Source organism: Viridibacillus soli (assembly GCF_016612995.1).
GTDB classification, from domain to species: domain Bacteria; phylum Bacillota; class Bacilli; order Bacillales_A; family Planococcaceae; genus Viridibacillus; species Viridibacillus soli.
This window is the reverse complement of record NZ_JAEOAH010000001.1, coordinates 233,750-258,903: the sequence shown is the minus strand read 5'-3', so window position 1 is coordinate 258,903 and position 25,154 is coordinate 233,750. Positions and strand designations below refer to the sequence as shown.

The window sequence follows — 25,154 nt, the reverse complement described above, 5'->3', positions numbered from 1 at the left end:
TTTGTCAGGTATTTTTTTTATTATCCTTTTCATGGAATTTATTATCTGTTATATTAAGTGTATAACAAAAGAGAGGTGAGCAAGATGAGTTCATTATTAATGATGCTTTTACCGATTATAATTATTCAGTTTATTTTGATGATTGTTGCTTTAATTGATCTAGTGAAAATCCCGCAAACAAATGGTCCAAAATGGCTGTGGGCTATTGTTATTGTCTGTGGAAATATTATTGGTTCGATTATTTACTTTATCTTCGGGAGGAAACAAGTATGAGCCAGTTATTACAAGTTTCAGCGTTGCAAAAGAATTATGGACAGCATGAAGTGATAAAAAATATATCGTTTGAACTAAAAAAAGGTACAGCTACTGCGCTAATTGGAACGAATGGAGCAGGGAAAACGACGATATTATCGATGCTTGCTGGATTATTAAAACCGACAAGTGGGCAAATACAGCATGAGGGGATAGTGGGAGATCCACGAGCAGCAATTGGATTTTTGCCACAATATCCGCAGTTTAATACATGGTTAACTGCTAGTGAGTTTTTAATCATGGCTGCACAGTTAAATGGATTACCGGCAAAAGTTGCGAAAGATGAGTCAGAGAAATTGCTACAATTCGTTGGTTTGAAAGATGCTGCAAATAAGAAAATAGGCACGTTTTCAGGTGGTATGAAGCAAAGACTGGGCTTAGCACAGGCAATTATACATAAACCCAAATTGCTTCTCTTAGATGAACCAGTATCAGCGCTAGATCCAGCAGGTCGCTTAGATATGATGCATTTGATGAAATCATTACAAAAAGAGATGACGATTTTATATTCAACACATATTCTGAATGACGCTGAACAAATGACAGACCAATTATTGTTCTTAAAAGATGGTCATTTAGTTGAACAAGGCTCATTACAAGATGTGAAAGCAAAGTATGAACATCACCAAATTGTAGTGGAGTTTAAAGAGAAAGTAGAGGCTGCGAGATTTGTAGAGAGTAGTACCCTCAGCGCCGAGCAACAAGGAGCCGTTGTGACATTGCAAATAGCTACAATGCAGCAAGTTATACAGGAGCTAGCTAAGGGGGACTTTGCAATCAGAAAAGTCGAGCAGCAATCCGCAAGCTTGGAAGAAATCTTCATGAAGGTGGCGAATGGATGATGCAATGGCGAGTATTGTTACAAAAAGAATGGCGTGATCATGTACGTAATTTGAAGATTTTATGGATTCCAATTGTTTTTGTGCTATATGGCATAATGCAGCCTGTCATGTTTTATTATATGGAAGATATTATGAAGGCTGTTGGTAATATGCCTGAGGGCGTTGATATGGGTATTACGGATATGACATCGGCTGATGTGATGGCTTCGACAGTCGGTCAGTTTCATCTTATTGTTGCTTTAATTGTCATATTAAGCTTCATGGGAGTCATTAGTAAGGAGCGCAAAAATCGTACAGCAGCTTTATTGTATGTACGTCCGATTTCTTTTAGCGCTTATTATTTAAGTAAATTATCAGGGGCAACGATTGTTGCGCTATTAAGTACTGTTTTAGGTTTACTTGCAAGTTTTTATTACACGATGATTTTATATGATGAGATGGATGTTTGGAAATGTGCAGCACTTATTGGTACATATAGTTTATGGGTGTTGTTCGTTGTGACAGTGACGCTTACTGCAAGCGCAGTATTTTCAACGGGTGTTGCTGGAACACTTGCATTTTTATTGACGTATTTTATGCAGTTAATTGATAGTATTATCGGTCAGTTTTGGACGGTATCACCTTGGAAGCTAGGCACGTATGCCATTACTTGGTTAGTTGCAGAACCTGATAGTAGTGACTTCTGGTTGTCTGTAGTAGTAACAGTTATTGCAATATTACTGTTGGTCATTATCGGTATTTGGGGTACAAGAAAAAACGTGGAGAATATTAAAATTTAAAGAAAAAGCTATTCCTACTCATTATTAAACGAGAGGAATAGCTTCTTTTTTATGAACGTTTTTTTGCAGCAATTGCTTGTGCTTTTTGGGTATTTGCAAAATGCCATTTCGTCATCGATTTTAATGTCGCCTCACCTTTTGATAATAAGATGCGAGCAGCCATCTCATCGACTTTCTTACTAGCCCCTTTTTGTAAGTCAAAGCCTATTAGATCGCCAAGGCGGTCCATTTCTTTTAAGAAGGCATATCGTGCTAAAATGGAAGCAGCCGCTACAGAGACATGTAATTGTTCTGCTTTTGTAGCAAATAATACATTTTCTTTGACGATCGTCTTTTCATTTTTAAGATGGTTATAGTAAATGCCACGTTCAGCGAATTGGTCGATTAGGACATGCGCTGGCTTTTCTGGGGCAATCTTTCCAAGTACGTTATGGAGTGCTTGGTTGTGCATGAGCGCTTTAATTTTCCCTTGAGACCAACCTCTTGCTTGGATGGTGTTATATTTTTCGTTACGTACGGTTAGAATGCTATGAGGCAGTGCTTGCATTAGGTCAGGTGCAATTTGACGCATAAAGTCATCCGTTAGCATTTTCGAATCTTTGACACCGAGTTCACGAACGAGAGCGATTTTATCAGCTGGCACGTAGACAGCTGCAACAGTTACCGGGCCAAAATAATCACCCGTTCCTGTTTCATCAGAGCCCATAACAGAAAGCTGTTCGAAGTTTGGGGGCAACTTATCACCCTTTGATGACGTCGTTTTAGTAGTAGCCGCATTTGGTTTACCCCATTTACTAGACTCTCGTTCTGCGCCATTTCCTTGGAACATAGCTTTGCCAGATTTATAAGAAGTGATAGAAGTATCGCTTAGCTTAGCTGCAAATATGACTCCTGGCGCATTGCGTTCTACTCTAGATGAGGCATAATAAGAAGCAAGTTCTGCTTGCTTTTCAGTTGTTAGTATAATGACAATATTAGACATTTAATAGTCCTTTCTACTCTCGATATTCACATCATAAAGCGTTTCATGGTATGATTAGAATTAGGATTTTTAAGGAGGGGGCAGCTGTGTCAGAGCAACAAAAAAATCGAATTTCAGTTGATATATATGGTCAAACATATACTATGGTTGGAACAGAGTCAACAACACATATGCGCTTAGTCGCTTCGACAGTTGACGATACTATGCGTGAGATTAAACAGGCAAACCCGAGCCTTGACAGCGCTAAGCTGGCCGTCCTAACAGCATTAAATGCAGTAAATGACCGATTGAAATTAAAAGAGCAACTTGAATTGTTGGAAGAAGAACTGAAAAAACTAAAGGATTGAAGTAAATGATCGATATACTCATAATTATTTTATTAATCGCCGGCATCATCACTGGAGGAAGAAGAGGTTTAGTCGTCCAGTTGATACATATCATTGGATTTTTAATCGCGATGATCGTCGCTTATATTTATTATAAACCTTTAGCTGAGAAATTTGTGCTATGGATTCCATTTCCAGCAGTGGACAGCAATACAACGTTAACATTTGCAATGGAACAATTGGACCTTAGTCAAACTTTTTATCAGCTACTAGCGTTTGCACTTATTTTCTTTGTTGTGAAATTTGCGATGCAAATTGTCGCGTCAATATTTGACTTCCTGAAATATGTGCCGATTATAGGTCCATTCAACCGTTTCTTCGGTGGGATTTTAGGATTTATAGAAGCTTATATATTAGTATTTATTTTATTATATATTTTAGCTTTATTACCACTAGATAGTATTCAAAAATATGTAGATAGCTCAATATTAACGAAATTAATGCTTGAATATACGCCGATTATTTCGAACGTATTCCAAAAAATGTGGTTTGTATATATGAAGTAACTGCTCTCAGCTGAGAGCAGTTTTTTCACGAAAAAGGAGGTCATTTTTTGAATAAGAAAACTATCATTCGTACATTTGAAAAAATAGCCTTGTATTTAGAACTGCAAGGTGTTAACCCTTTTAAAATTTCGGCATTCCGTAAAGCCGCAGCAGCATTAGAGGCAGATACGAGAAGCTTAAGTGAAATTGATGATATTACAGCCATTAAAGGCATTGGTAAAGGAACAGCAGCTGTTATAGAAGATTTACTAGAAACAGGCGAATCCTCTGTATTAAAAGAGCTTGAAGAGCAAGTACCAAAAGGATTACCGCCCTTATTGAAGTTACCAGGTTTAGGTGGTAAGAAAATTGCAAAGTTATATCAAGAGCTTGGGGTCGATTCTGCGGAAGCCTTAAAAGCAGCTTGTGAAGAAGGTAAAGTGTCACAGCTAGCGGGATTTGGCAAGAAGACAGAAGAGAAAATTTTAAAAGAGCTTGAAGCATTTGGCTCACGCTCAGAACGACTGCCTATTTGGCAATTGGATACGGTTGTGCAAGAAATCGAGAATATACTAAGTGGAATCGCTGAAGTGCAGCAGTTTTCAGTTGCAGGTAGTTTCCGACGTGTGAAGGAATCGAGTAAGGATGTCGATTTCATCATTGCAACAGCAAACCGCGGGGCAGTGAAGGAGCAGCTTTTAAGCGAGCTTGTCATCTCTGAAACCATTGCTGCAGGGGATACGAAAATTTCAGTAACATTAGATGCGGCAGAACCATTTAGCGTCGATTTCCGTCTCGTGTCACAAGATGAATATGCCACAGCACTTCATCACTTTACAGGTTCAAAGGAACATAATGTAAGAATGCGCCAGTTGGCAAAGGACTTAGGAAAGAAAATTAGTGAATATGGTGTAGAACAAGCAGATGGAACGGTTACAACATTTACATCTGAAACTGACTTTTTTGCTCATTTTGACTTACCTTTTATCCCGCCAAGCATACGTGTTGGTAATAAAGAATTCGACCGCATAGATGAAATTAAAGAACTCGTTCAATTAGAAGATATTCGTTCTGATTTGCATCTGCATACAACATGGTCTGATGGCGCTTACGCTGTACATGAGATGGGCGAGGCACTCATTGCAAAAGGCTATGAATATGCTGTCATTACAGATCACTCGCAATATTTGAAAGTAGCAAATGGTTTAACACCTGAACGTTTAGTAGAACAGCGGAAAGAAATTTGGGCATTCAACGAAAAACATCCAGATTTCCGTTTACTTGCAGGGTCAGAGATGGATATCTTACCCGATGGCTCACTTGATTTTGAAGATGAAGTACTAAAGGGGTTAGATTTTGTCATTGCATCGATTCACTCTAGCTTTTCACAGCCTCAGGAGAAAATTATGGCAAGATTACATAATGCCCTGCAAAATCCATATGTCCATATGATTGCTCATCCAACGGGCCGTATTATTGGTGATCGCGAAGGTTATAATCCAGATGTACCACAATTGATTGAATGGGCGAAAGAATATGGTAAAATTTTAGAGTTGAATGCAAATCCATATCGTCTTGATTTATGTGAAGAGCATTTAGAAATGGCCTCCGCTGCAGGAGTACCAATTGCTATTAACACAGATGCCCATGCCATTGACCAGCTGCGTTTTATGGAAGTTGGTACGAAATACGCGCAAAAAGCTTGGTTAAAGAAAAGCAACATCGTGAATACATGGACATTAGAAGAATTTATCCGCTTTATACAGAAGAAATGAATGGGAGGTGTTTTGGATGATCGCAGAACGCGCGTTGAAAACACTAGAATTTGATAAAGTACGTGCTCAAGTAGCAGCATATTGTACATGCTCTTTAGGAAAAGCAGTCATAGACAAGCTTGTTCCTGAAACAGATCTTGTAAAAGTAACGCAGCTTTTAGATGAAATGGATGAAGGTTTAGCTATTTTACGCGTTAAAGGAAACGTGCCAATGGGTGGTATTTTCGATGTACGCCCACATGCAAGACGTGCGCAAATTGGTGGTATGCTAAGCCCTGTTGAATTGATGGAGATTTCAAGTACAATCCGTGCTAGCCGTATTCTTCGTCAATTTATTGAAGGTATTGAAACGGAAGAGGATATTAAAATCCCTTATTTTATCCAGAAGAAAGAAGAATTCCCGACATTAACAGGCTTACAGCATGAAATTAATGCATGTGTTGATGATAATGGTGGTATTTTGGATTCAGCTAGTTCTGAGCTACGTTCAATTCGTCAGCAATTACGAGCGCAAGAAGGCCGTGTTCGTGAAAAATTAGCGAGCTTAACACGCGGTACAAATGCGACGAAAATGTTGTCGGATGCAATTGTAACGATTCGTAATGACCGTTTTGTTATTCCTGTTAAATCGGAATACCGTAGTCATTACGGTGGCGTCGTTCATGACCAATCTTCATCTGGTCAAACGCTGTATATTGAACCAGATGCTGTAGTTCAAGCAAATAATGAAATCCATCGTCTGAAATCGAAGGAACAAGTTGAAATTGAGCGCATTTTATTAATGCTTTCTGCAAAAGTACAAGAGGTTGCACATGAAATTTTCATCTCTGTGCAATTACTTGGTGAAATTGACGTTATTTTGGCTAAAGCAAAATACGGACAAGCTAATAAATGCTCAAAACCAATTATGAATGACAATGGTTATATTAAATTAGGTAAAGCCCGCCATCCGTTATTACCAATGGACGTCGCAGTAGCTAATGATATTGAATTCGGAAAAGATATTACTTCAATCGTTATTACAGGACCTAACACGGGTGGTAAAACGGTTACGTTAAAAACAGTTGGTCTTTGTACAATAATGGCGCAGTCTGGTATTCCAGTGCCAGCGCTTGACGGTTCACATCTTGCCGTATTTGATCAGTTATTTGCTGATATCGGGGATGAACAATCGATTGAGCAAAGCTTAAGTACATTCTCTTCACATATGGTCAATATTGTGGATATTTTAAATCAATTCAATGACCGTTCACTGATTCTTTTTGATGAACTTGGAGCAGGGACTGACCCGCAAGAAGGGGCGGCACTTGCCATCTCGATTTTAGATGAAGTACATGGTCGCGGAGCTCGTGTTATGGCAACAACTCACTATCCAGAATTGAAAGCATATGGCTATAACCGTCCAGGTGTTGCGAATGCTAGTGTGGAATTTGATGTAGAAACATTAAGCCCAACTTATCGTTTACTAATCGGTGTTCCGGGACGCAGTAATGCATTTGAAATTTCAACACGTCTTGGCTTACCAGATGCGATTATAGATCGTGCAAAAACATTCACAGGAACAGACCGTCATGAAGTCGAATCGATGATTGCGTCTCTAGAGGAAAGCCGCCGTCAATCAGAGGAAGATGCCGAACGTTCAAAAGAATTACGCCAGCAAGCAGAAGTACTCCAGATGGAACTAGATGAAAAAGTAAAAGCGTATGACGATAAAAAAGAAGCATTAGAGCAAAAAGCGAAAGATAAAGCACGTAAAATCGTTGATGAAGCGAAAAAAGAAGCAGAAGAAGTCATTACAGAGCTTCACAAAATGCGTTTAAATGCACATACAATTGTTAAAGAACATGAAATTATTGATGCCCGTAAGCGTTTAGAAAAAGCGGCACCAGAGAATCGTGTACTGAAAAAGCAACAACAATTAAAAATGCGTACCCAAGAATTGAAAAAGGGTGACGAAGTAAAAGCGTTGAGTTACGGTCAAAAAGGTGTGTTACTTGAAAAAGTATCAAAATCTGAATGGGTCGTACAAATAGGTATACTGAAGATGAAGTTAGCTGAATCAGACTTAGAATATGTGAAAGCTGAGAAAGAAAAAGAGACAGTTAATGTTTCGAGTGTTAGAAATCGAGATTCTAATGTTAAACTAGAATTAGATCTTCGAGGAGAACGTTTTGAAGACGCTATTGCACGTACGGAAAAATATATCGATGATGCGTTATTATCAAACTATCACCGTGTTTCGATTATACATGGTAAAGGAACCGGGGCGTTGCGCCAAGGGATTCAAGCTTTGCTAAAAAAACATTCACGCGTAAAATCCTATCGTTTTGGTGAAGCAGGAGAAGGCGGCTACGGTGTCACAATAGCCGAACTAAAATAAAACCTTTTCTAGTAATCAAAATTAGAAAAAAAAATTGTGATTGAAAAGGGGATATTTATGTTACTAAATGGATTTTGGCAATATCCTGTTGTCGAGACGGCTGGTTACTTTAGTGTAGTTGTTCTATGCTTAGTTCTTTCAATGGTGATTTTTGAAATTGTGACGAAATACAAAAATTGGGTGGAAATAAAAAATGGCAATGTAGCGGTTGCGCTTGCAACTGGTGGGAAAATATTAGGGGTATGTAATATTTTTCGTTATTCTATTGAACGCCATAATTCGCTTATAGAGATGATTGGCTGGGGCGTATTCGGATTTACTTTGCTAATTTTTGCCTATGTTTTATTTGAATTTATGACACCGAGATTTAAGGTGGACGATGAAATTGAGAAGGATAATCGGTCAGTTGGATTTATCTCATTTACGATTTCGGTAGGTCTGTCCTTTGTTATCGGTGCGAGTATTTCTTAGGAGAGAGTATATGGAAACTTTATCGAAAATACTAATCGGCGTATGTATTATGTTTGTTTTAGTAGGAATTGTTTATTTAATGATGAATTAAAAAAGCTAAATTTCAAAGTAGATATTTACTTAAAAGGTAATTGGGCCATAACGTGGTTTAATTGCCTTTTTTTATTTTAGATATCGAATATAAAAATGTTGAAGCACTAGCTAACTGTATTACTGCGTTAAAGATATGATGAAACAAGGAGCATTATAGATAATGATTTTTTCTAATGAAGAAATTATTAAGTCTTAACAAAATGAAAGAGTTTACCTATACAAAAAATATGAATAAAAGACTTGTGAAATAGTCTATACATAATGATTCCATTTTAATAGTAATTGAGGTAAAATATTATTAATTTAGAAAAAACTAGGTAACCATTTGTTTTTGATGAATTAATTATTCGAAAATATGGGAGGCGTTCAAAATGAGTATATATAACAAAAAAACATTCATATATCTAACAAATTGTGCATTTGTATCAGTAGGAATTCTTTTAGCATCAAGTGTGATTCCGTTTGAAACAACTATATCACCAAAAAAAGTTGAAGCAGCTACCGTAAAAACATATACAGCAACTGCAAAGCTTAGTTTACGATCTAAAGCCTCAACAAAAGGGGAAATTCTCTTAACAATACCAAAAGGAAAATCTGTTTCATACATCTCTAAAACCGGCAGTTGGTACAAAGTGAAATATGGCACGAAAACTGGTTATGTTACTACCAGCTATATTAAAGTGACAACTAAGACGATGGCAGTTTCTACTTTCACTGCAACAAATTATCAAACAATAGCGAAGGTTAATCTACGGTCTAGCAGCTCAACAAAAGGGAGAACTCTATTATCGATTCCAAAGGGAAAGACGGTGAAAGCCACCGCGAAATCTGGTGTATGGTATAAAGTGACATACGGGGGTAAAACTGGTTGGGTAAGCAGTTCATATGTTAAAGAGTATGATGCCTATAAAAAGACTGCAACCACTAATTACCTAACAGAGAAAACAGCTTCACTTCGTATAACACCTAGCACCAAGAAAGCACAAGTATACTCAATTCCAGCAAATAATACCTTCACGTCAACGCAATCAGTTGTAAATAGTAAGGGAGAGACTTGGTATCGTGTATCCTATAAAGACAAGACTTATTTTGTGCAATCTACTGTAGTTAGTAAAGTAACACCTACTCAAGTGACGAGTACGGAATATAAAGCTAATTCAGCAACATCTTTATATGCAGGAGCAGGAGTCTCACATACTAAACTAACTAGCATTCCTAAAGGTGCAAAATTGACATCGACTGATCGAATTGGTAATTGGTATAAAGTATCTTACAAAGGTAAAACGGGTTATATAGACAGTACTAAATTTAGTGTCTATACGGCAAGTGCCGATACGACAGCTGATGATACAGACAACAGTACCCCTACATTACCAAGTGGTTCATCAATTAGTCAGAAAACCATTTATAACATTGATGATTTGCAACTACATCAATCAAATTCTACATCATCGGATTTGTTAAAGGTGATTCCTGCAAATACGAAGTTGAAAACAACGTATAAAGCAAAAAATGGTTGGTATCAAGTGAGCCACGAAGGTATTACAGGCTTTGTATCAGGTTCGTATTTAATAGATGAAACAACGAAGTCAAGAATCGCCAGTCTAGGATCCAATCAGAATAGCTATCTATTTATGGATCTTCGTACCAATTCATCTGTAACAGCAGATCAAATCGATAAGTATGTTGCTAGCAAGACTGTTGGAAAAACAAACGTTTTAGTAGGACAAGGACAAACGATTATTAAGGCTGCCAATAAGTATGGAGTAAACGCCTTATATTTAGCAGCGCATGCAATTCATGAGAGTGGATTTGGAACTTCCGACATTTCAGTTGCAAGGAATAACGTATTTGGCTTTGGAGCGTATGATATTACCCCATTCATAGGTGCTGTTAAGTTTGATTCCATCGGCAACAATTTGGAGTTTATTGCTCAATCGATTAAAGCGACCTATTTAAATCCTCTAAATTGGAAATATAATGATGGTGCCTATTTAGGATATACTGTTAAAGACATTAATGGCGTTCGTATTGATACCTTAAGTAAAGGTATGAATTTCTATTATGCAAGTGATTCTAATTGGGGGAATGCAATCGCTAATCACATGAACGCGATACTTGCATATGATAAAGAAGGAGCAGTTTCAAAAATACCTAATACAGATGTTCCTTCTGAACCAAATTATCCTGATCTTAAAGATGTGTTCCCAAATGGAACGGTAGCAATTGCAAATAGTGATTTGAATTTATATAGCAAAAAAGGCAGTACAGAAAGTGTTTCAGCAACTATTGCAAAAGGCGAAACATTCAACTTGCTAGAGAAGTACAATGATTACTGGCTAACGGTATCTTATAAAGGTAAAACGTATTATATTAATGTTAAAAAGTTCAGCACTTACAATAAATTTTTTACTGTGAAGAACTTAGCACGTGTTAATACTTCTTTAGCTAATGGGATCGCATTAAATGTTCGCTCTGAAGGAAACTCGTCTAGTTCTAAAATGGGTGAATTATTAAATTATCAATTTGTTGAACTTGTAATAGATAAAAATAATAAGCCAATTATGAGTGGAACTTGGTTTAAAGTAAAATTACAGAATGGAAAGCAAGGCTATGCATCCGGTATCTATTTAATTCGCGAGCTAGATAAATAAGTATATGTATCTCAAAATACAAAAACATGACTTCGATAATAAATTGGAGTCATTTTTTTGTACGATTGGGGAAAACTTTATTGTTTTTGTATGTTTAGATTATTTGACCTAAACATAATCGGTAAGGTTTTTATTATTCTAAATGTCAGAAAAAAGATTATTCCTAATAAAAAGAGGGAAAATTTGAAAGCGTTACCAGTTTTATTTATACTTAACTGTAGAAGTATTCTTATAATTTCATAACAAAGGGGGAATGGAGCATGACTGAAAAGATATGGTTGTCGAATTACCCGGATAATATTCCTACGTCTTTGGAATATGAAGAAATTCCACTACAGCAGTATTTAACGAGAGCGAGTAACAAGGCGCCTTCCAAAATTGCGATTCATTTTATGGGGAAGGATATCACGTACAAGGAATTATATGAAGAATCATTGAAATTTGCCAATTACTTAGTATCAATTGGCATCGAGAAAGGTGATCGCGTAGCAATTATGCTACCAAACTGTCCGCAAGCTGTTATAGGTTATTTTGGGGTGCTATATGCTGGAGGAATTGTCGTCCAAACGAATCCACTTTATACAGAGCGTGAAATTGAATATCAATTAAAGGATTCTGGAGCGAAAGTGATTTTATCATTGGATATTTTATATCCGCGAATTGCTAAGGTCATGAAGGATACACACTTAGAACATATTATAATTACAGCGATTAAGGACTACTTACCTTTCCCGAAAAGTCTAGTGTATCCATTTATTCAAAAGAAGCAATATGGATTCAAAGTGACTGTTGAGCATAGTGGTAGCAATCATTTATTTACGGAAGTCATAAAAGTAAGTGCAGCAGAACCTATTGTACAAAAATTTAACATTGAAGAGGATATTGCATTGTTGCAATATACAGGTGGTACGACAGGCTATCCAAAAGGTGTTATGTTAACGCATAAAAATTTAGTAACAAACGTACAAATGTGTAGTGCATGGATGCCTGAATGTATACTAGGTGAAGAAGTGATTATGGGGGTATTGCCATTTTTCCACGTCTATGGCATGACGACGGTATTATTATTATCTGTTATGCGGGGTGATAAAATGGTGCTAGTACCGAAATTTGATGTTGAAACAACGCTAAAAACAATTCAAAAACAAAAAACAACTTTATTCCCTGGAGCTCCAACGCTCTATATTGGTTTATTGAATCATCCAGATGTTGGTGAATACGACTTATCTTCTATTAAAGCGTGTTTAAGTGGTTCCGCACCGTTACCAATCGAAGTGCAAGAGAAATTTGAGGAAATTACAGGTGGTAAGCTTGTAGAAGGTTACGGCTTAACGGAAACGTCACCAGTATCACATGCGAATTTCATTTGGCATGGTGAGCGGATAAGAGGCTCCGTTGGTGTTCCTTGGCCAGATACAGATTCAGCGATTTTCAAAATGGATTCAACAGAATCATTACCGATTGGAGAAATTGGTGAAATTGCGATAAAAGGACCCCAAGTGATGAAAGGCTACTGGAATCGTCCTGAAGAAACAGAAATGACAATGCGGGATGGCTGGTTTTTAACGGGAGATCTTGGATATATGGATGACAAAGGTTACTTTTATGTCGTCGATCGTAAAAAGGATATTATTATTGCAGGAGGCTTTAATATTTATCCGAGGGAAATTGAGGAAGTATTGTATGAACATGAAGCCGTGCAGGAATGTGTAGTAGTTGGCGTACCCGATCCATATCGAGGTGAAACGGTGAAAGCTTTTATCGTTTTAAAAGAGGGGATGTCAGTAACAGAAGAGGGGTTCAACAAATATTGTCGTGAAAATTTAGCTGCTTTTAAAGTGCCACGTATATATGAATTCCGTGAAGAATTACCAAAAACAGCTGTCGGCAAAATATTGCGCCGTACATTACAAGATGAAGATAAGGCAAAGACACTGAAAATTATGTGAAAATAATGACAAGTTTGCTTGACAAGTGTAGAATGAAATTATAAGATGAAATTATGAATGAATAGTCATTCATAATTTCATTTTTTATATGGTGGTGATCGTATTGAAGAAAGATAAACCAAAGTATAGACAAATTATCGATGCGGCCGTTATTGTAATTGCGGAAAATGGTTATCACCATGCACAAGTTTCCAAAATTGCTAAACAGGCAGGCGTCGCTGATGGCACGATCTATTTATACTTTAAAAACAAGGAAGATATATTAATTTCCGTCTTTAAGGAAAAAATGGCTGTATTTGTAGGTAATTTACAAGATATAATTAGAGATGGAACTTCATCGTCTGAAAAGTTGAAGGCGATGATAGAGAATCATTTCCAGGTACTAGCTAATGATCATCATTTGGCAACAGTCACACAGTTAGAGCTTCGTCAGTCCAATAAAGAGGTGCGGCTTAAAATCAATATGATTTTAAGAGAATATTTGATATTACTTGACGACATATTGATCGAAGGTATGGAGACGAAAGAATTCAATCCAGAAATGGATATTCGACTTGCTCGTCAGCTCATTTTTGGAACGGTCGATGAAGTGACAACATCGTGGGTCATGAATGATCATAAATACGACTTAGTAGAGCTAGCACCGAAAGTACAACATTTGATACTTAGTGGTATAAAAGCATAGGCAATTGTAAAATAGAAAGTTGAATTTTTAGTACTTTTTACTAGAATTAAACGAATAAACTAATTTACATAGCCAAAATGCAAAGGAGGAATTGGGAGTATGGAATTTTTACGTTGGACGGTTGAAGAAGGGGTAGCAATAGCAACAATTCAACGCCCACCTGCTAATGCTTTATCACGTGGGCTAATTTTAGAAGTAAACGAACTTTTAAATGCGGTTGAACATGACGATACAGTTCGAGTCATTGTTTTACATGGAGATGGACGATTCTTCTCAGCCGGAGCAGACATTAAAGAATTTACAGATGTTTCATCAGGCGCTGAATTTACGAAATTATCCGCAAATGGACAAGATGTTTTTGAACGTTTAGAGAAATTTCCGAAGCCGGTTATTGCCGGCATTCATGGAGCAGCTTTAGGTGGGGGTCTTGAGTTAGCGATGAGTTGTCATTTCCGCTATGTGAGTGAAAAAGCGAAATTGGGATTGCCTGAACTACAATTAGGGTTAATTCCTGGCTTTGGTGGAACACAGCGCTTACCTCGTTATGTTGGGGTGGCAAAAGCTGCAGAAATGATGTTCACAAGTGATCCGATTACCGGCACTGAAGCTGTGAAGTGGGGGTTAGCAAACGCTGCCTTTTCTGATGAGGAATTACTACCTCAGACGATTGCGACAGCGAAGCGCATAGCGAAGAAAAGTCCAGTTACTCTAAAAGCCGCAATTGATATGTTGCAATTTGCAAAGCATACTTCATTTTATGAAGGCGTTGAAGCTGAGGCGCAAGCTTTTGGTACCGTTTTCATGTCTGCAGATGCTAAAGAAGGTATTCAAGCATTCATTGAAAAGCGTGAACCAACTTTCACAGGAAAATAATAAAATAGTATTAGGAGGTTTGTTGAATGAACATTTATGTATTAGTGAAACGTACGTTTGACACGGAAGAAAAGATTGTTGTAACTGGTGGCGTGATCCAAGAAGATGGAGCAGAATTCATCATCAACCCATACGATGAATACGCAATCGAAGAAGCTATTCAAGTTCGTGACGCACAGGGCGGAGAAGTAACAGTTGTTACAATCGGCGGTGAAGATGCAGAAAAACAACTCCGTACAGCTTTAGCTATGGGTGCTGATAAAGCAGTTTTAATCAACACAGAAGATGATTTAGACGAACTTGATCAATTCTCAGCAGCATATATTTTAGCTGAATACTTAAAAGACAAAGATGCAGACCTGATTTTAGGTGGTAACGTTGCTATTGATGGTGGTTCAGGTCAAGTTGGCCCACGAGTTGCTGAATTATTAGGCATGAACTATGTAACAACGATTACAAAACTTGAAATCGATGGAAAAACAGCGAAAATCGTTCGTGACGTAGAAGGAGATTCAGAAGTTCTTGAAGCTGAATTACCTCTACTAGTAACAGCACAACAAGGCTTAAACGAGCCTCGCTATCCATCATTACCTGGTATTATGAAAGCAAAGAAAAAGCCGCTTGAAACGCTTGAATTAGATGATTTAGATATCGATGAAGATGATGTTGAAGTAAAAACAACGACAGTGGAAATTTACTTACCACCTCAAAAAGCAGCTGGACGTGTATTAGAAGGCGATTTATCGGACCAAGTGAAAGAACTTGTTAATCTATTACATTCAGAAGCAAAAGTAGTTTAACTGATTTTAAATTGTATGGGAGGGACATAACATGTCTAAAAAAGTATTAGTATTAGGTGAAGTACGCGAAGGAAGCTTAAGAAATGTATCATTCGAAGCTATTGCAGCAGCGAAAAAAGTATCTGGTAATGGTGAAGTTGTTGGCGTTCTAATCGGAGACGCTGTAGCGAATCTTGCTGGGGAACTTATTAAATATGGTGCAGACCGTGTAGTGACTGTTGAACACCCACATTTAAAGCAGTATACTTCTGATGGATTTAGTCAAGCATTCATGGCAGTTGCTGATCAAGAACAACCAGAAGCCATCGTTTTCGGACATACTGCATTAGGGAAAGACCTTTCTCCTAAACTAGCTAGTAAATTACAAAGCGGTTTAGTATCAGATGTAACAGATATCGAAGGCGCGGACGCTTCAGCATTGTTCATCCGTCCGATTTACTCAGGTAAAGCATTTGAGAAGGTGCAAGTGAAAGAAGGTCTTGTTTTTGTGACAGTTCGTCCAAACAACATCGCACCTCTTGCAAAAGATGAATCTCGCACAGGCGATATCTCATCAATCTCAGTAGATATTACGAATCTACGTACGATCATTAAAGAAGTTGTTCGTAAATCAACTGAAGGTGTTGATCTGTCAGAAGCAAAAGTAGTTGTTGCTGGTGGACGTGGAGTGAAGAGTGAAGAAGGCTTCGAGCCGTTAAAAGAGCTTGCTAACGTTCTAGGTGGTGCAATTGGTGCTTCGCGTGGTGCTTGTGACGCAGATTATTGCGATTACTCATTACAAATTGGGCAAACAGGTAAAGTTGTTACACCAGACCTTTATATCGCAGCAGGTATTTCAGGCGCAATCCAACATTTAGCTGGAATGTCCAATTCAAAAGTAATCGTTGCCATCAACAAAGACCCGGAAGCGAGCATTTTCAAAGTAGCTGACTACGGTATCGTCGGTGACCTTTTCGAAGTGATCCCAATGCTTACTGAAGAGTTCAAAAAATTATTAGTAAACGCATAATAGCTGTTCTAAAACCCTGTAAATGGTATAACCATTTACGGGGTTTTCTTCGCCAAAACATACAAACAAAGGTGGAAAGTACGGTTTTTGCTATCGTTATTGCAAAATAATGCTGTTGTAAGCATAACAGTCGCTCATGCTTTTTATCCATGCTATACTACCGTTATACGTAAGTTGAAGGAGGATATTTAATATGGCTATTGTACACGCAACAGATGCAAGCTTTTCAAATGATATCGAAGAAGGTTTAGTACTAGTTGACTTTTGGGCAACTTGGTGCGGACCTTGTAAAATGATTGCTCCAGTTTTAGAAGAACTAGATGGTGAACTAAACGGTTCAGCTAAAATCGTTAAAGTTGATGTAGACCAAAACCAAGAAACAGCAAGTAAATTTGGTATTATGTCAATCCCAACTTTAGTGTTATTCAAAGATGGTCAACCAGTTGATAAAGCAGTTGGTTTCCAACCGAAAGAAGCGCTAGCTGAATTCATTCAAAAACACGCATAATCTTTGAAAAAACGAATATAAAACCGGGTTCCTTCAAAGGTGCCCGGTTTTTTTTAGAAATAATAAAGTATAAAACTATTCTGTACATGATCTAGTTCCAGCGCCGCCCTAGAGGTCATAACCCAAATCGACATGGAGGTTAAAGAGCAACCTCCATGCCAATTCGTCTTATGCTTGTCGGGGCTGAACAAGGCGCTTGCACTTTTCTAAGAAGGTGATAAGATGAACGAATTAATAAAGCAAAAATTAGCGATTTTACCAGACAATCCAGGTTGTTATTTGATGAAGGATCGTCAAGGAACTATTATTTATGTCGGGAAAGCGAAAGTGCTGAAAAACCGCGTACGCTCTTATTTCACAGGCAGTCATGATGGCAAAACACAGCGTCTTGTTAGCGAAATAGAAGATTTTGAATATATCGTGACATCGTCGGATTTAGAGGCATTTATATTAGAGTTAAATCTCATTAAAACCCATGATCCGAAATATAATATTATGCTGAAGGATGATAAGACGTACCCTTATATTAAAATTACGAATGAGAAGCACCCGCGTCTTCTCATCGTTCGCAAAGTGAAAAAGGACAATGGTAAATACTTTGGCCCTTATCCAAATAGCTTTGCAGCAAATGAAACGAAGAAGCTTTTAGACCGCCTATATCCTCTCCGGAAATGTACGAATATACCGAATCGTGTTTGTTTATATTATCACTTAGGACAATGTCTAGCGCCTTGTGTGAAAGAGATTGAAAAGGATCAATATCATGACATTATTCAAGATATTACGAGTTTCCTAAATGGCGGGTACGGGGCAGTTAAGGAAGAATTGAACAAGAAAATGCTTGATGCAGCCGAAAAATTAGATTTCGAACGTGCGAAAGAATATCGCGATCAAATTACCCATATTGAAACCGTTATGGAACGCCAGAAAATTACACTTAAAGATTTAACGAATCGAGATGTTTTTGGTTATGCGGTTGATAAAGGATGGATGTGTATCCAAGTATTCTTCGTCCGCCAAGGGAAGCTGATAGAAAGGGATGTTTCGCTATTCCCGATTTATCGTGATCCAGAGGAAGAATTCTTAACATTTGTCGGGCGCTTTTATGAAAAGGCGGAGCATATTAAGCCGAAGGAAATCTTCATTCCGACTAATATTGAAGATGAGCTCTTAGCGACTGTGCTTGAGCTAAAGGTGACGGCTCCTCAAAGAGGGAAGAAAAAGGAGCTTGTTGATTTAGCTAGCAAAAATGCTCAAATCGCCATTTCTGAAAAGTTTCAGTTGCTTGAGCGTCAAGAACAACGAACGATCGGTGCATGCGAAGATTTAGGTAAAGCTATGAATATAGCGACACCACTACGTATTGAATCATTTGATAACTCGCATATTTTTGGAGCCGACGCCGTTTCAGCAATGGTTGTTTTTGTCGATGGTAAGTCGAGTAAAAAGGATTATCGTAAATATAAAATTCAAGCAGCTGCTAAACACGATGATTACGGTGCAATGCGAGAAGTCATTCGCCGTAGATATACCCGCGTTTTAAAAGATGGCTTGCCATTACCCGATTTAATCGTTATTGATGGAGGTAAAGGGCAAATGGCAGTAGCAAGAGAAATATTAGAAGATGAGCTAGGGTTAGATATACCAATTGCGGGTTTAGCGAAGGATGATAAGCACCAAACATCTCAACTTCTTTACGGTTCTCCACCGGAAATTATTCCGTTAAAAAGAACAAGTGAGGCGTTTTATTTATTGCAACGTATTCAAGATGAGGTTCACCGTTTTGCCATCACCTTTCATCGGCAGTTGCATGAGAAGAATGCCATTACATCTGTACTTGATGAGATTGAAGGCATCGGTCCGAAACGTAAACAACAGCTATTGAAGCAATTTGGTTCTGTGAAGAAAATTCGTGAGGCAACTTATGAAGAACTACTAGCTGCAAATGTACCAAAAAACCTAGCTAATACCATAATTATCTATTTTTCTAAAAAGTAATTGTATTAGTCAGAAAATTATGTTAAGGTATTATAACTATTAAAGATAATCACTATTAAGTGATGATAGAGGTGCGGAATTCAAGAGTAATCAGCAGGAGGATGTATAGATCCTACGACTGTTGATGAAAGGGGAGGCCGCCGAAGTGGCAAATTGACTATTCCAATTTGTTACTGGTTCTACATTGAACAAGTGTAGAATTGTCAGATCCGTTTCGGTTCTGGAGGGCTATCTCACATGAATGTTCTTTTGAACGTGCATGATACGGAGGCGGCTTTTCACATGGAAATGTGTGGAATGCTGCTTTTTTCATTAGAAATCATTGTGAATACGGCCGTCATAATATGTAAGGGAGGGGCTATGAATGAGTTGTTTAGTTGTTAAATTTGGTGGTACATCAGTCGCAACAATTGAGCGTGTCATGCATGTAGCAAGACGCATTCAAAAAGAGAAAGAAAAGGGCTATGACATTATCGTCGTTGTTTCAGCAATGGGTAAAGCGACGGATATGTTAGTGGATATGGCACATGAAATTATGCCGAATCCATCAAAGCGAGAAATGGATACGCTCTTAACAACAGGCGAGCAGGTGACTAGCTCATTATTATCGATTGCTTTGCAAAGCTTAGGTTTAAGAGCGCAATCATTTACGGGCTGGCAAGCAGGTGTCCTAACAGAAGCAGTTCCAGCTGATGCACGTATTCTGGATATTCAGCCCGAAAATGTACGAGATGCATTGGGTAGAGGCCGCATTGCAGTTGTGGCAGGTTTCCAAGGAGTCGATGATAAGAACAATATTACAACTCTAGGCCGCGGAGGATCAGATACGACAGCAGTTGCTTTAGCAGTAGCGTTAGGTGCTAAGCGCTGTGATATTTTTACAGATGTTGATGGTGTGTATACTTCAGATCCTAGGTATGTTCCAAAAGCTCGTAAACTACAGGAACTGTCATATGATGAAATGTTAGAGTTAGCAAATTTAGGAGCAGGTGTTTTACATCCGCGAGCAGTTGAATATGCGAAAAACTACAATATTCCATTAGCAGTTCGCTCAAGTTATGTAGCTGATGAAGGAACAATTATGAGGGAGGAAGTTGAAGTGGAAAAAGGTTTAGTTGTACGTGGGATTGCATTTAAGTCAGATATTATTCGTTTAACAGTAAGCTATGATGCTAATTACAATGGGTCATTAGCAAATATTTTCACGATTCTAGCTGATAGTCATATCAATGTTGATTTAATTGTTCAAACAATTATTGAAGGAGTAGAGCCTTCAGTGTCTTTCTCTATCATTAAAGAGAACCTTGCAGATACGATCCGTGTATTAGAAGAAAATAAATCAAAACTTGGTTATAGCCATGTGCATATTGAAGAAAACTTAGCAAAAGTATCGATTGTTGGTTCTGGCATTGTATCGAATCCAGGTGTTGCGGCAAAAATGTTCGATCGGTTACATAGGGAAAACATTCTAGTGAAAATGGTTAGTACTTCAGAGATTAAAATTTCAGTAGTTATTCCTCAAGAAGCAATGTTACATGCCGCAAATGCATTGCATGATGAATTTGAATTAGCGGCAAGTCTTGCTATCCAGGCTTAATCAAATAATAAAAGAAGCTGACTTGGCATCGTTATTTTGATGCTTAGCCAGCTTTTTCTTATTATTGATGGTCTTTTAAATCCCACTTAACCTGGAAACTTACAACATCGCGCTTCGATTTCTTTTCATCGTAGCATTCTGTTAAGTAACCACTGATTTTTTGCTGTTGTTGAGCTAGAAACCCACTTTCAAGACGAAAACAGCGCTTTTCAAATTGCATAATTTCAGGGTCACCTGTTAAGGCATAAAAAGTCTCATCCTTAGATTGCTTCACAATCGTAAGGTCTCCCCATCCTGCTTCATGGAAAAATGAAATGGCCTCTTCCATACTATATAGTGGAAACTTGCGTGCCAACTCTTTGCCACACCAATATAAAATATCTTCCTCGTTTTTTCCGAGAACGGATGAGAGAACATGATCCCGTATTAATTCGTAACCAAATAATGGAAAGCTCTGAGTTTTAGTAGATGACATGATTTGCCTTCTTTCATATAATTTTGTCTGATTTTTGTCAGAGTTAGAAAATAGCGCTTTCTAGTAGAAAATCTATGTATTTAAGAGAAAAAAGCATACATTAGTAGTAGCTAGAAATAGTGCTAGTCACCTTGACGCTCTGCCATGATGAGAGTACAATGAACTTGTCATAATATTGTACCATGATGAAATATGCAGTCAATGGATACCTCGTTGTATGACGTCGGTAGTTGTTCGTCTGCCTATTTTCAGTATTAAGGGGGGTAACAGTTTTGTCGAAAGATCAAGAGTTTTATTGGCGTCGTCTGCATTCTCTTCTTGGAATTATTCCAGTTGGACTGTTCTTGACGCAGCACTTGTTTATTAACTTCACAGCAACAAATGGTGCAGAATCATTTAACTCAGTAAGTGAGTTTATGGGGAACCTACCATTTTTATGGGCCCTAGAATGGATTATTATTTACATCCCATTAATGTTCCATGCATTTTATGGTGTGTACATTGCGTTTACGGCACAACCAAACACTAAACGTTTTAGTACATTCCGTAACTGGCTGTTCGTTTTACAACGTTTCACTGGAGTATTCCTAGTAGTATTCATCGCTTGGCATATCTTCCAAACACGTATTCAAAAAGCACTTGGAACTGAAGTAGACTACAACATGATGGCAGAGGTTCTATCTAATCCATGGATGGTAGCATTCTACATCGCTGGTGTGATTTCAGCAACATTCCACTTAGCAAACGGTGTTTGGGCATTCTTAGTAAGCTGGGGTATTACACAATCTCCAAAATCTCAAAAAATTGCAACTTACATTACTGTTTTAATTTTCTTAGTGTTATCTGTAGTCGGCGTAAGTGCTATTCTTGCATTCGTTGTTTAAAGGAATGCATCTAACATCATGTAAGCGCTTGATTACTAATTGAAAGAGGAGTGAGAAACAAACATGGCTAAAAGTAAATTGATAGTCGTTGGCGGCGGTCTTGCTGGTTTAATGGCTGCTATGAAAGCAGCCGAAATGGGCACAGAAGTTGAATTATTCTCATTGGTACCAGTAAAACGCTCACACTCTGTATGTGCACAGGGCGGAATTAACGGCGCCGTTAATACAAAAGGTGAAGGGGATTCTCCATGGATCCACTTTGACGATACAGTATATGGTGGGGACTTCTTAGCGAACCAACCACCAGTAAAAGCTATGGCTGACGCAGCACCTGGTATCATTCATTTATTTGACCGTATGGGTGTTATGTTCAACCGTACGCCAGAAGGTTTATTAGACTTCAGACGTTTCGGTGGCACATTAATGCACCGTACAGCATTCGCTGGTGCGACAACAGGTCAACAACTTCTATATGCTCTAGACGAACAAGTTCGTAAATGGGAAGTAGAAGGCTTAGTAACAAAATACGAAGGTTGGGAATTTTTAGGACTAGTTCTTGATGATTCGGGCGTATGTAAAGGGATTAAAGCACAAAATCTTACTACTCACGAAATCAAAGCATTCCGTTCTGACGCAGTGATCATGGCAAGTGGTGGTCCTGGTATTATCTTCGGTAAATCGACTAACTCAATGATCAACACTGGTTCTGCAGCATCTATCGTTTATCAACAAGGTGCTAAATATGCGAACGGTGAGTTCATTCAAATTCACCCAACAGCAATTCCTGGTGACGATAAACTTCGTCTAATGTCAGAATCTGCTCGTGGTGAAGGTGGCCGTATTTGGACTTATAAAGACGGTAAACCATGGTACTTCTTAGAAGAAAAATATCCTGCATATGGTAACTTAGTACCTCGTGATATTGCAACTCGTGAAATCTTCGATGTATGTATTAACCAAAAACTTGGCGTTAACGGGGAAAATGTTGTTTATCTAGATCTTTCACACAAAGATCCGCATGAACTAGACATTAAACTTGGTGGTATTATTGAAATCTACCAAAAATTCGTTGGCGATGATCCACATAAAGTACCAATGAAAATCTTCCCGGCTGTTCACTATTCTATGGGTGGTCTATGGGTAGATTACGATCAACATACAACTATTCCTGGTTTATTTGCTGCTGGTGAATGTGATTACTCTCAACATGGTGGTAACCGTCTAGGAGCTAACTCATTACTTTCAGCTATCTACGGTGGTAGTATTGCAGGTCCAAACGCTGTAAATTACATCAAAGGACTTGAAAAACATGTTGAAGATCTTCCTTCTTCAATTTACGATTCTGCTATTGCTGAAGAACAGCAAAAATGGGATGATACATTGAGCTTAAACGGTAACGAAAATGCTTACCTACTTCACAAAGAACTTGGTGAATGGATGACAGCTAACGCTACTGTTGTACGTTACAACGATAAATTAAGAGCAACAGATGATAAAATTATGGAATTACAAGAACGTTATAACAACATCAACATTAACGATACAGCTAAATGGAGTAACCAAGGTGTACAATTCACTCGTCAGTTGAAAAACATGATGGCTCTTGCTCGTGTTATTACTTTAGGTGCGTTAAATCGTGATGAAAGTCGTGGGGCACACTATAAACCGGACTTCCCAGAACGTGATGATGAAAACTTCTTGAAAACAACTATTGCAGAATTCACTCCTTCTACAGAGCCTAAATTAAGCTATGAAGAAGTAGATGTTTCGTTAATTACACCACGTAAACGTGACTATTCTTCATCGAAAGGGGATAAATAATCATGGGACAAGCAGTTGAAACGAAATATATTGATGTAGAAATCGAACGCCAAAATTCTACGGATTCACAACCGTATTGGGAAAAATTCCAAGTACCTTACCGACATGGTATGAACGTAATTTCTATATTAATGGAAATTCAACGTAACCCAGTAACTGTTGATGGTAAAGAAACATCTCCTGTTTCATGGGATATGAGCTGTCTTGAAGAAGTTTGTGGTGCATGTTCAATGGTTATTAATGGTCGTCCTCGTCAATCATGTTCAGCATTAGTTGACCAATTAACACAACCTATTAAATTACAACCAATGAGTACTTTCCCAGTTGTTCGTGATTTACAAATTGATCGTAGCCGTATGTTTGATTCGCTTAAAAAAGTGAAAGCATGGGTTCCTATCGATGGTTCTTACGATCTTGGTGAAGGTCCACGTATGCCAGAGCGTAAACGTGAATGGGCTTACGAATTATCTAAGTGTATGACTTGTGGTGTTTGTCTTGAAGCATGTCCAAACGTGAATACTCACTCTGATTTCATGGGACCAGCTCCACTTTCACAAGTACGTTTATTTAATGCTCACCCAACAGGTGCAATGAACAAAGATGAACGTCTAGAAGCTATTATGGGCGAAGGCGGTCTTGCTAACTGTGGTAACTCTCAAAACTGTGTAGTGGCATGTCCAAAAGGTATTCCTTTGACTACTTCTATCGCATCTTTGAACCGTGCTACTACAGTACAAATGTTCAAAAAATTCTTTGGTTCTGACCGTATGGTTGACTAATCTAATACTGTATAGTGATAGATTAGCAACTTTTAGAACAGCCTTACACTTCGGTGTGAGGCTGTTTTTTTGTTTAAACTATGATTTATGTAAAGTGGTGGATTTAATCTTTTTTCTGTTATAATAAAATGAATCGTTATTCATTTTACTGTAAAGGGGAAAATATCATGCAATCAGCATATATAATCAATATGGAAGAATGGAAAAAGGGGTTCTCATTTTCAGTCCCAGTTAAAGTTAGGTTTTCTGAAACGGATATGTTTGGACATATGAATAATACAGTGCCATTAACTTATTTTGAATATGCACGTATTGAATTTTTTAATCATCTTGGTTTTATGGAAACGTGGCTGAGTGAGGACGGAGAAGGTATTCCTGTCGTTGCAGATATTCAATGTGATTATGTAAAACAAGTGTATTTTGAAGAACAATTGAACATTTTCGTGAAAATAGAGCGTATCGGAAACTCATCTGTAGACCTGCATTATTTAGCGATGAATAATAAGGAAGAGATCTGTTTTACTGGTCGTGGAACAATTGTGCAAATGGATCGTCAGACGGGCAAGTCTGTGCGTTGGAACGAATCACAATTAGCACAAGTTCAAGTATAAAATTCG

Annotated in this window: 23 protein-coding genes and 1 riboswitch; of the genes, 21 read left to right on the top strand and 2 right to left on the bottom strand. The window is 38.0% G+C overall.

Annotation, left to right across the window (positions count from 1 at the left end; translation table 11 throughout):
* Window positions 1-84 precede the first annotated feature (84 nt).
* The 3 genes from JFL43_RS01270 to JFL43_RS01260 are packed head-to-tail and all read left to right on the top strand — an operon-like array spanning window position 85 to window position 1,933.
* On the top strand, window positions 85-273 hold the full coding sequence (locus JFL43_RS01270) for a PLD nuclease N-terminal domain-containing protein (RefSeq protein WP_100794463.1): 189 nt from the start codon (window positions 85-87) through the stop codon (window positions 271-273).
* The gene (locus JFL43_RS01265; RefSeq protein WP_200747591.1) at window positions 270-1,154 is read left to right on the top strand and encodes an ABC transporter ATP-binding protein; all 885 of its coding nucleotides are present in this window, start codon (window positions 270-272) and stop codon (window positions 1,152-1,154) included. Before JFL43_RS01270 ends, JFL43_RS01265 begins: the two co-directional genes overlap by 4 nt.
* Entirely contained in the window at window positions 1,151-1,933 is a 783-nt protein-coding gene (locus JFL43_RS01260) for an ABC transporter permease (protein WP_200747590.1), read from the top strand. The genes JFL43_RS01265 and JFL43_RS01260 overlap by 4 nt, the downstream gene beginning before the upstream one ends.
* 49 nt (window positions 1,934-1,982) lie before the next feature.
* Here JFL43_RS01260 and rnhC read toward each other — a convergent pair whose 3' ends face one another.
* Window positions 1,983-2,915, bottom strand: a complete 933-nt coding sequence (gene rnhC / locus JFL43_RS01255) for a ribonuclease HIII (protein ID WP_200747589.1) — start codon at window positions 2,913-2,915, stop codon at window positions 1,983-1,985.
* An 86-nt stretch (window positions 2,916-3,001) separates the two neighbouring features.
* On the opposite strand from rnhC, the gene zapA reads away from it, so the two are divergent.
* The 14 genes from zapA to JFL43_RS01185 all read left to right on the top strand — a co-directional run bounded on the left by zapA (window position 3,002) and on the right by JFL43_RS01185 (window position 20,578).
* Window positions 3,002-3,262: a cell division protein ZapA gene (gene zapA / locus JFL43_RS01250; RefSeq protein WP_100794459.1), complete on the top strand. Its 261-nt coding sequence runs from the start codon at window positions 3,002-3,004 to the stop codon at window positions 3,260-3,262.
* Window positions 3,263-3,267: 5 nt separating this feature from the next.
* Window positions 3,268-3,807, top strand: coding sequence for a CvpA family protein (locus tag JFL43_RS01245; protein WP_100794458.1), 540 nt, complete (start codon window positions 3,268-3,270; stop codon window positions 3,805-3,807).
* A gap of 47 nt (window positions 3,808-3,854) precedes the next feature.
* Window positions 3,855-5,561 (top strand): DNA polymerase/3'-5' exonuclease PolX, encoded by a 1,707-nt coding sequence (gene polX, locus JFL43_RS01240; protein WP_200747588.1) that lies wholly within the window; start codon window positions 3,855-3,857, stop codon window positions 5,559-5,561.
* Window positions 5,562-5,577: 16 nt separating this feature from the next.
* A complete protein-coding gene (locus JFL43_RS01235) occupies window positions 5,578-7,941 on the top strand; it encodes an endonuclease MutS2 (protein ID WP_200747587.1) in 2,364 nt (787 codons plus the stop codon).
* Window positions 7,942-7,998: 57 nt separating this feature from the next.
* Complete coding sequence (locus JFL43_RS01230; protein ID WP_100794455.1) at window positions 7,999-8,412, top strand: DUF350 domain-containing protein; 414 nt, start codon at window positions 7,999-8,001, stop codon at window positions 8,410-8,412.
* Window positions 8,413-8,876: 464 nt separating this feature from the next.
* Entirely contained in the window at window positions 8,877-11,159 is a 2,283-nt protein-coding gene (locus tag JFL43_RS01225; RefSeq protein ID WP_200747586.1) for an SH3 domain-containing protein, read from the top strand.
* Window positions 11,160-11,419: 260 nt separating this feature from the next.
* On the top strand, window positions 11,420-13,108 hold the full coding sequence (locus tag JFL43_RS01220; protein WP_200747585.1) for a long-chain-fatty-acid--CoA ligase: 1,689 nt from the start codon (window positions 11,420-11,422) through the stop codon (window positions 13,106-13,108).
* Window positions 13,109-13,211: 103 nt separating this feature from the next.
* Window positions 13,212-13,793: a TetR/AcrR family transcriptional regulator gene (locus tag JFL43_RS01215; protein WP_200747584.1), complete on the top strand. Its 582-nt coding sequence runs from the start codon at window positions 13,212-13,214 to the stop codon at window positions 13,791-13,793.
* Between the two features lie 99 nt (window positions 13,794-13,892).
* Complete coding sequence (locus JFL43_RS01210) at window positions 13,893-14,666, top strand: enoyl-CoA hydratase (protein ID WP_200747583.1); 774 nt, start codon at window positions 13,893-13,895, stop codon at window positions 14,664-14,666.
* A 26-nt stretch (window positions 14,667-14,692) separates the two neighbouring features.
* Complete coding sequence (locus JFL43_RS01205; RefSeq protein ID WP_200747582.1) at window positions 14,693-15,466, top strand: electron transfer flavoprotein subunit beta/FixA family protein; 774 nt, start codon at window positions 14,693-14,695, stop codon at window positions 15,464-15,466.
* A gap of 31 nt (window positions 15,467-15,497) precedes the next feature.
* Window positions 15,498-16,475, top strand: coding sequence for an electron transfer flavoprotein subunit alpha/FixB family protein (locus tag JFL43_RS01200; RefSeq protein ID WP_200747581.1), 978 nt, complete (start codon window positions 15,498-15,500; stop codon window positions 16,473-16,475).
* Between the two features lie 193 nt (window positions 16,476-16,668).
* On the top strand, window positions 16,669-16,983 hold the full coding sequence (trxA, locus tag JFL43_RS01195; protein WP_100794448.1) for a thioredoxin: 315 nt from the start codon (window positions 16,669-16,671) through the stop codon (window positions 16,981-16,983).
* A gap of 222 nt (window positions 16,984-17,205) precedes the next feature.
* Window positions 17,206-18,981 (top strand): excinuclease ABC subunit UvrC, encoded by a 1,776-nt coding sequence (gene uvrC / locus JFL43_RS01190; RefSeq protein ID WP_200747580.1) that lies wholly within the window; start codon window positions 17,206-17,208, stop codon window positions 18,979-18,981.
* A gap of 58 nt (window positions 18,982-19,039) precedes the next feature.
* A riboswitch (Lysine riboswitch) is annotated at window positions 19,040-19,220 on the top strand.
* 125 nt (window positions 19,221-19,345) lie between these two features.
* Window positions 19,346-20,578, top strand: coding sequence for an aspartate kinase (locus JFL43_RS01185; RefSeq protein ID WP_200747579.1), 1,233 nt, complete (start codon window positions 19,346-19,348; stop codon window positions 20,576-20,578).
* Window positions 20,579-20,639: 61 nt separating this feature from the next.
* Here JFL43_RS01185 and JFL43_RS01180 read toward each other — a convergent pair whose 3' ends face one another.
* Window positions 20,640-21,053 carry a YslB family protein gene (locus JFL43_RS01180; protein ID WP_100794445.1) on the bottom strand — a complete coding sequence of 138 codons (414 nt, stop codon included), beginning with the start codon at window positions 21,051-21,053 and terminating at the stop codon, window positions 20,640-20,642.
* Window positions 21,054-21,325: 272 nt separating this feature from the next.
* Here JFL43_RS01180 and JFL43_RS01175 point away from each other — a divergent pair, with 272 nt between their 5' ends.
* The 4 genes from JFL43_RS01175 (at window position 21,326) to JFL43_RS01160 (ending at window position 25,148) form a co-directional block, all read left to right on the top strand.
* Window positions 21,326-21,937, top strand: coding sequence for a succinate dehydrogenase cytochrome b558 subunit (locus JFL43_RS01175; RefSeq protein ID WP_200747578.1), 612 nt, complete (start codon window positions 21,326-21,328; stop codon window positions 21,935-21,937).
* Between the two features lie 63 nt (window positions 21,938-22,000).
* Window positions 22,001-23,758: a succinate dehydrogenase flavoprotein subunit gene (gene sdhA, locus JFL43_RS01170; protein ID WP_100794443.1), complete on the top strand. Its 1,758-nt coding sequence runs from the start codon at window positions 22,001-22,003 to the stop codon at window positions 23,756-23,758.
* A 2-nt stretch (window positions 23,759-23,760) separates the two neighbouring features.
* Entirely contained in the window at window positions 23,761-24,537 is a 777-nt protein-coding gene (gene sdhB, locus JFL43_RS01165) for a succinate dehydrogenase iron-sulfur subunit (RefSeq protein ID WP_200747577.1), read from the top strand.
* 167 nt (window positions 24,538-24,704) lie between these two features.
* Window positions 24,705-25,148, top strand: coding sequence for an acyl-CoA thioesterase (locus tag JFL43_RS01160; protein WP_200747576.1), 444 nt, complete (start codon window positions 24,705-24,707; stop codon window positions 25,146-25,148).
* Window positions 25,149-25,154 lie beyond the last annotated feature (6 nt).

Excerpts from the sequence above, each read along its gene's own strand:
- JFL43_RS01270 (WP_100794463.1), top strand. The coding sequence starts at position 85 with ATGAGTTCATTATTAATGATGCTTTTACCGATTATAATTATTCAGTTT.
- JFL43_RS01265 (WP_200747591.1), top strand. The coding sequence starts at position 270 with ATGAGCCAGTTATTACAAGTTTCAGCGTTGCAAAAGAATTATGGACAG.
- JFL43_RS01260 (WP_200747590.1), top strand. The coding sequence starts at position 1,151 with ATGATGCAATGGCGAGTATTGTTACAAAAAGAATGGCGTGATCATGTA.
- rnhC (WP_200747589.1), bottom strand. The coding sequence starts at position 2,915 with ATGTCTAATATTGTCATTATACTAACAACTGAAAAGCAAGCAGAACTT.
- JFL43_RS01245 (WP_100794458.1), top strand. The coding sequence starts at position 3,268 with ATGATCGATATACTCATAATTATTTTATTAATCGCCGGCATCATCACT.
- JFL43_RS01235 (WP_200747587.1), top strand. The coding sequence starts at position 5,578 with ATGATCGCAGAACGCGCGTTGAAAACACTAGAATTTGATAAAGTACGT.
- JFL43_RS01230 (WP_100794455.1), top strand. The coding sequence starts at position 7,999 with ATGTTACTAAATGGATTTTGGCAATATCCTGTTGTCGAGACGGCTGGT.
- JFL43_RS01225 (WP_200747586.1), top strand. The coding sequence starts at position 8,877 with ATGAGTATATATAACAAAAAAACATTCATATATCTAACAAATTGTGCA.
- JFL43_RS01220 (WP_200747585.1), top strand. The coding sequence starts at position 11,420 with ATGACTGAAAAGATATGGTTGTCGAATTACCCGGATAATATTCCTACG.
- JFL43_RS01210 (WP_200747583.1), top strand. The coding sequence starts at position 13,893 with ATGGAATTTTTACGTTGGACGGTTGAAGAAGGGGTAGCAATAGCAACA.
- JFL43_RS01205 (WP_200747582.1), top strand. The coding sequence starts at position 14,693 with ATGAACATTTATGTATTAGTGAAACGTACGTTTGACACGGAAGAAAAG.
- JFL43_RS01200 (WP_200747581.1), top strand. The coding sequence starts at position 15,498 with ATGTCTAAAAAAGTATTAGTATTAGGTGAAGTACGCGAAGGAAGCTTA.
- trxA (WP_100794448.1), top strand. The coding sequence starts at position 16,669 with ATGGCTATTGTACACGCAACAGATGCAAGCTTTTCAAATGATATCGAA.
- uvrC (WP_200747580.1), top strand. The coding sequence starts at position 17,206 with ATGAACGAATTAATAAAGCAAAAATTAGCGATTTTACCAGACAATCCA.
- JFL43_RS01185 (WP_200747579.1), top strand. The coding sequence starts at position 19,346 with ATGAGTTGTTTAGTTGTTAAATTTGGTGGTACATCAGTCGCAACAATT.
- JFL43_RS01180 (WP_100794445.1), bottom strand. The coding sequence starts at position 21,053 with ATGTCATCTACTAAAACTCAGAGCTTTCCATTATTTGGTTACGAATTA.
- sdhA (WP_100794443.1), top strand. The coding sequence starts at position 22,001 with ATGGCTAAAAGTAAATTGATAGTCGTTGGCGGCGGTCTTGCTGGTTTA.
- sdhB (WP_200747577.1), top strand. The coding sequence starts at position 23,761 with ATGGGACAAGCAGTTGAAACGAAATATATTGATGTAGAAATCGAACGC.
- JFL43_RS01160 (WP_200747576.1), top strand. The coding sequence starts at position 24,705 with ATGCAATCAGCATATATAATCAATATGGAAGAATGGAAAAAGGGGTTC.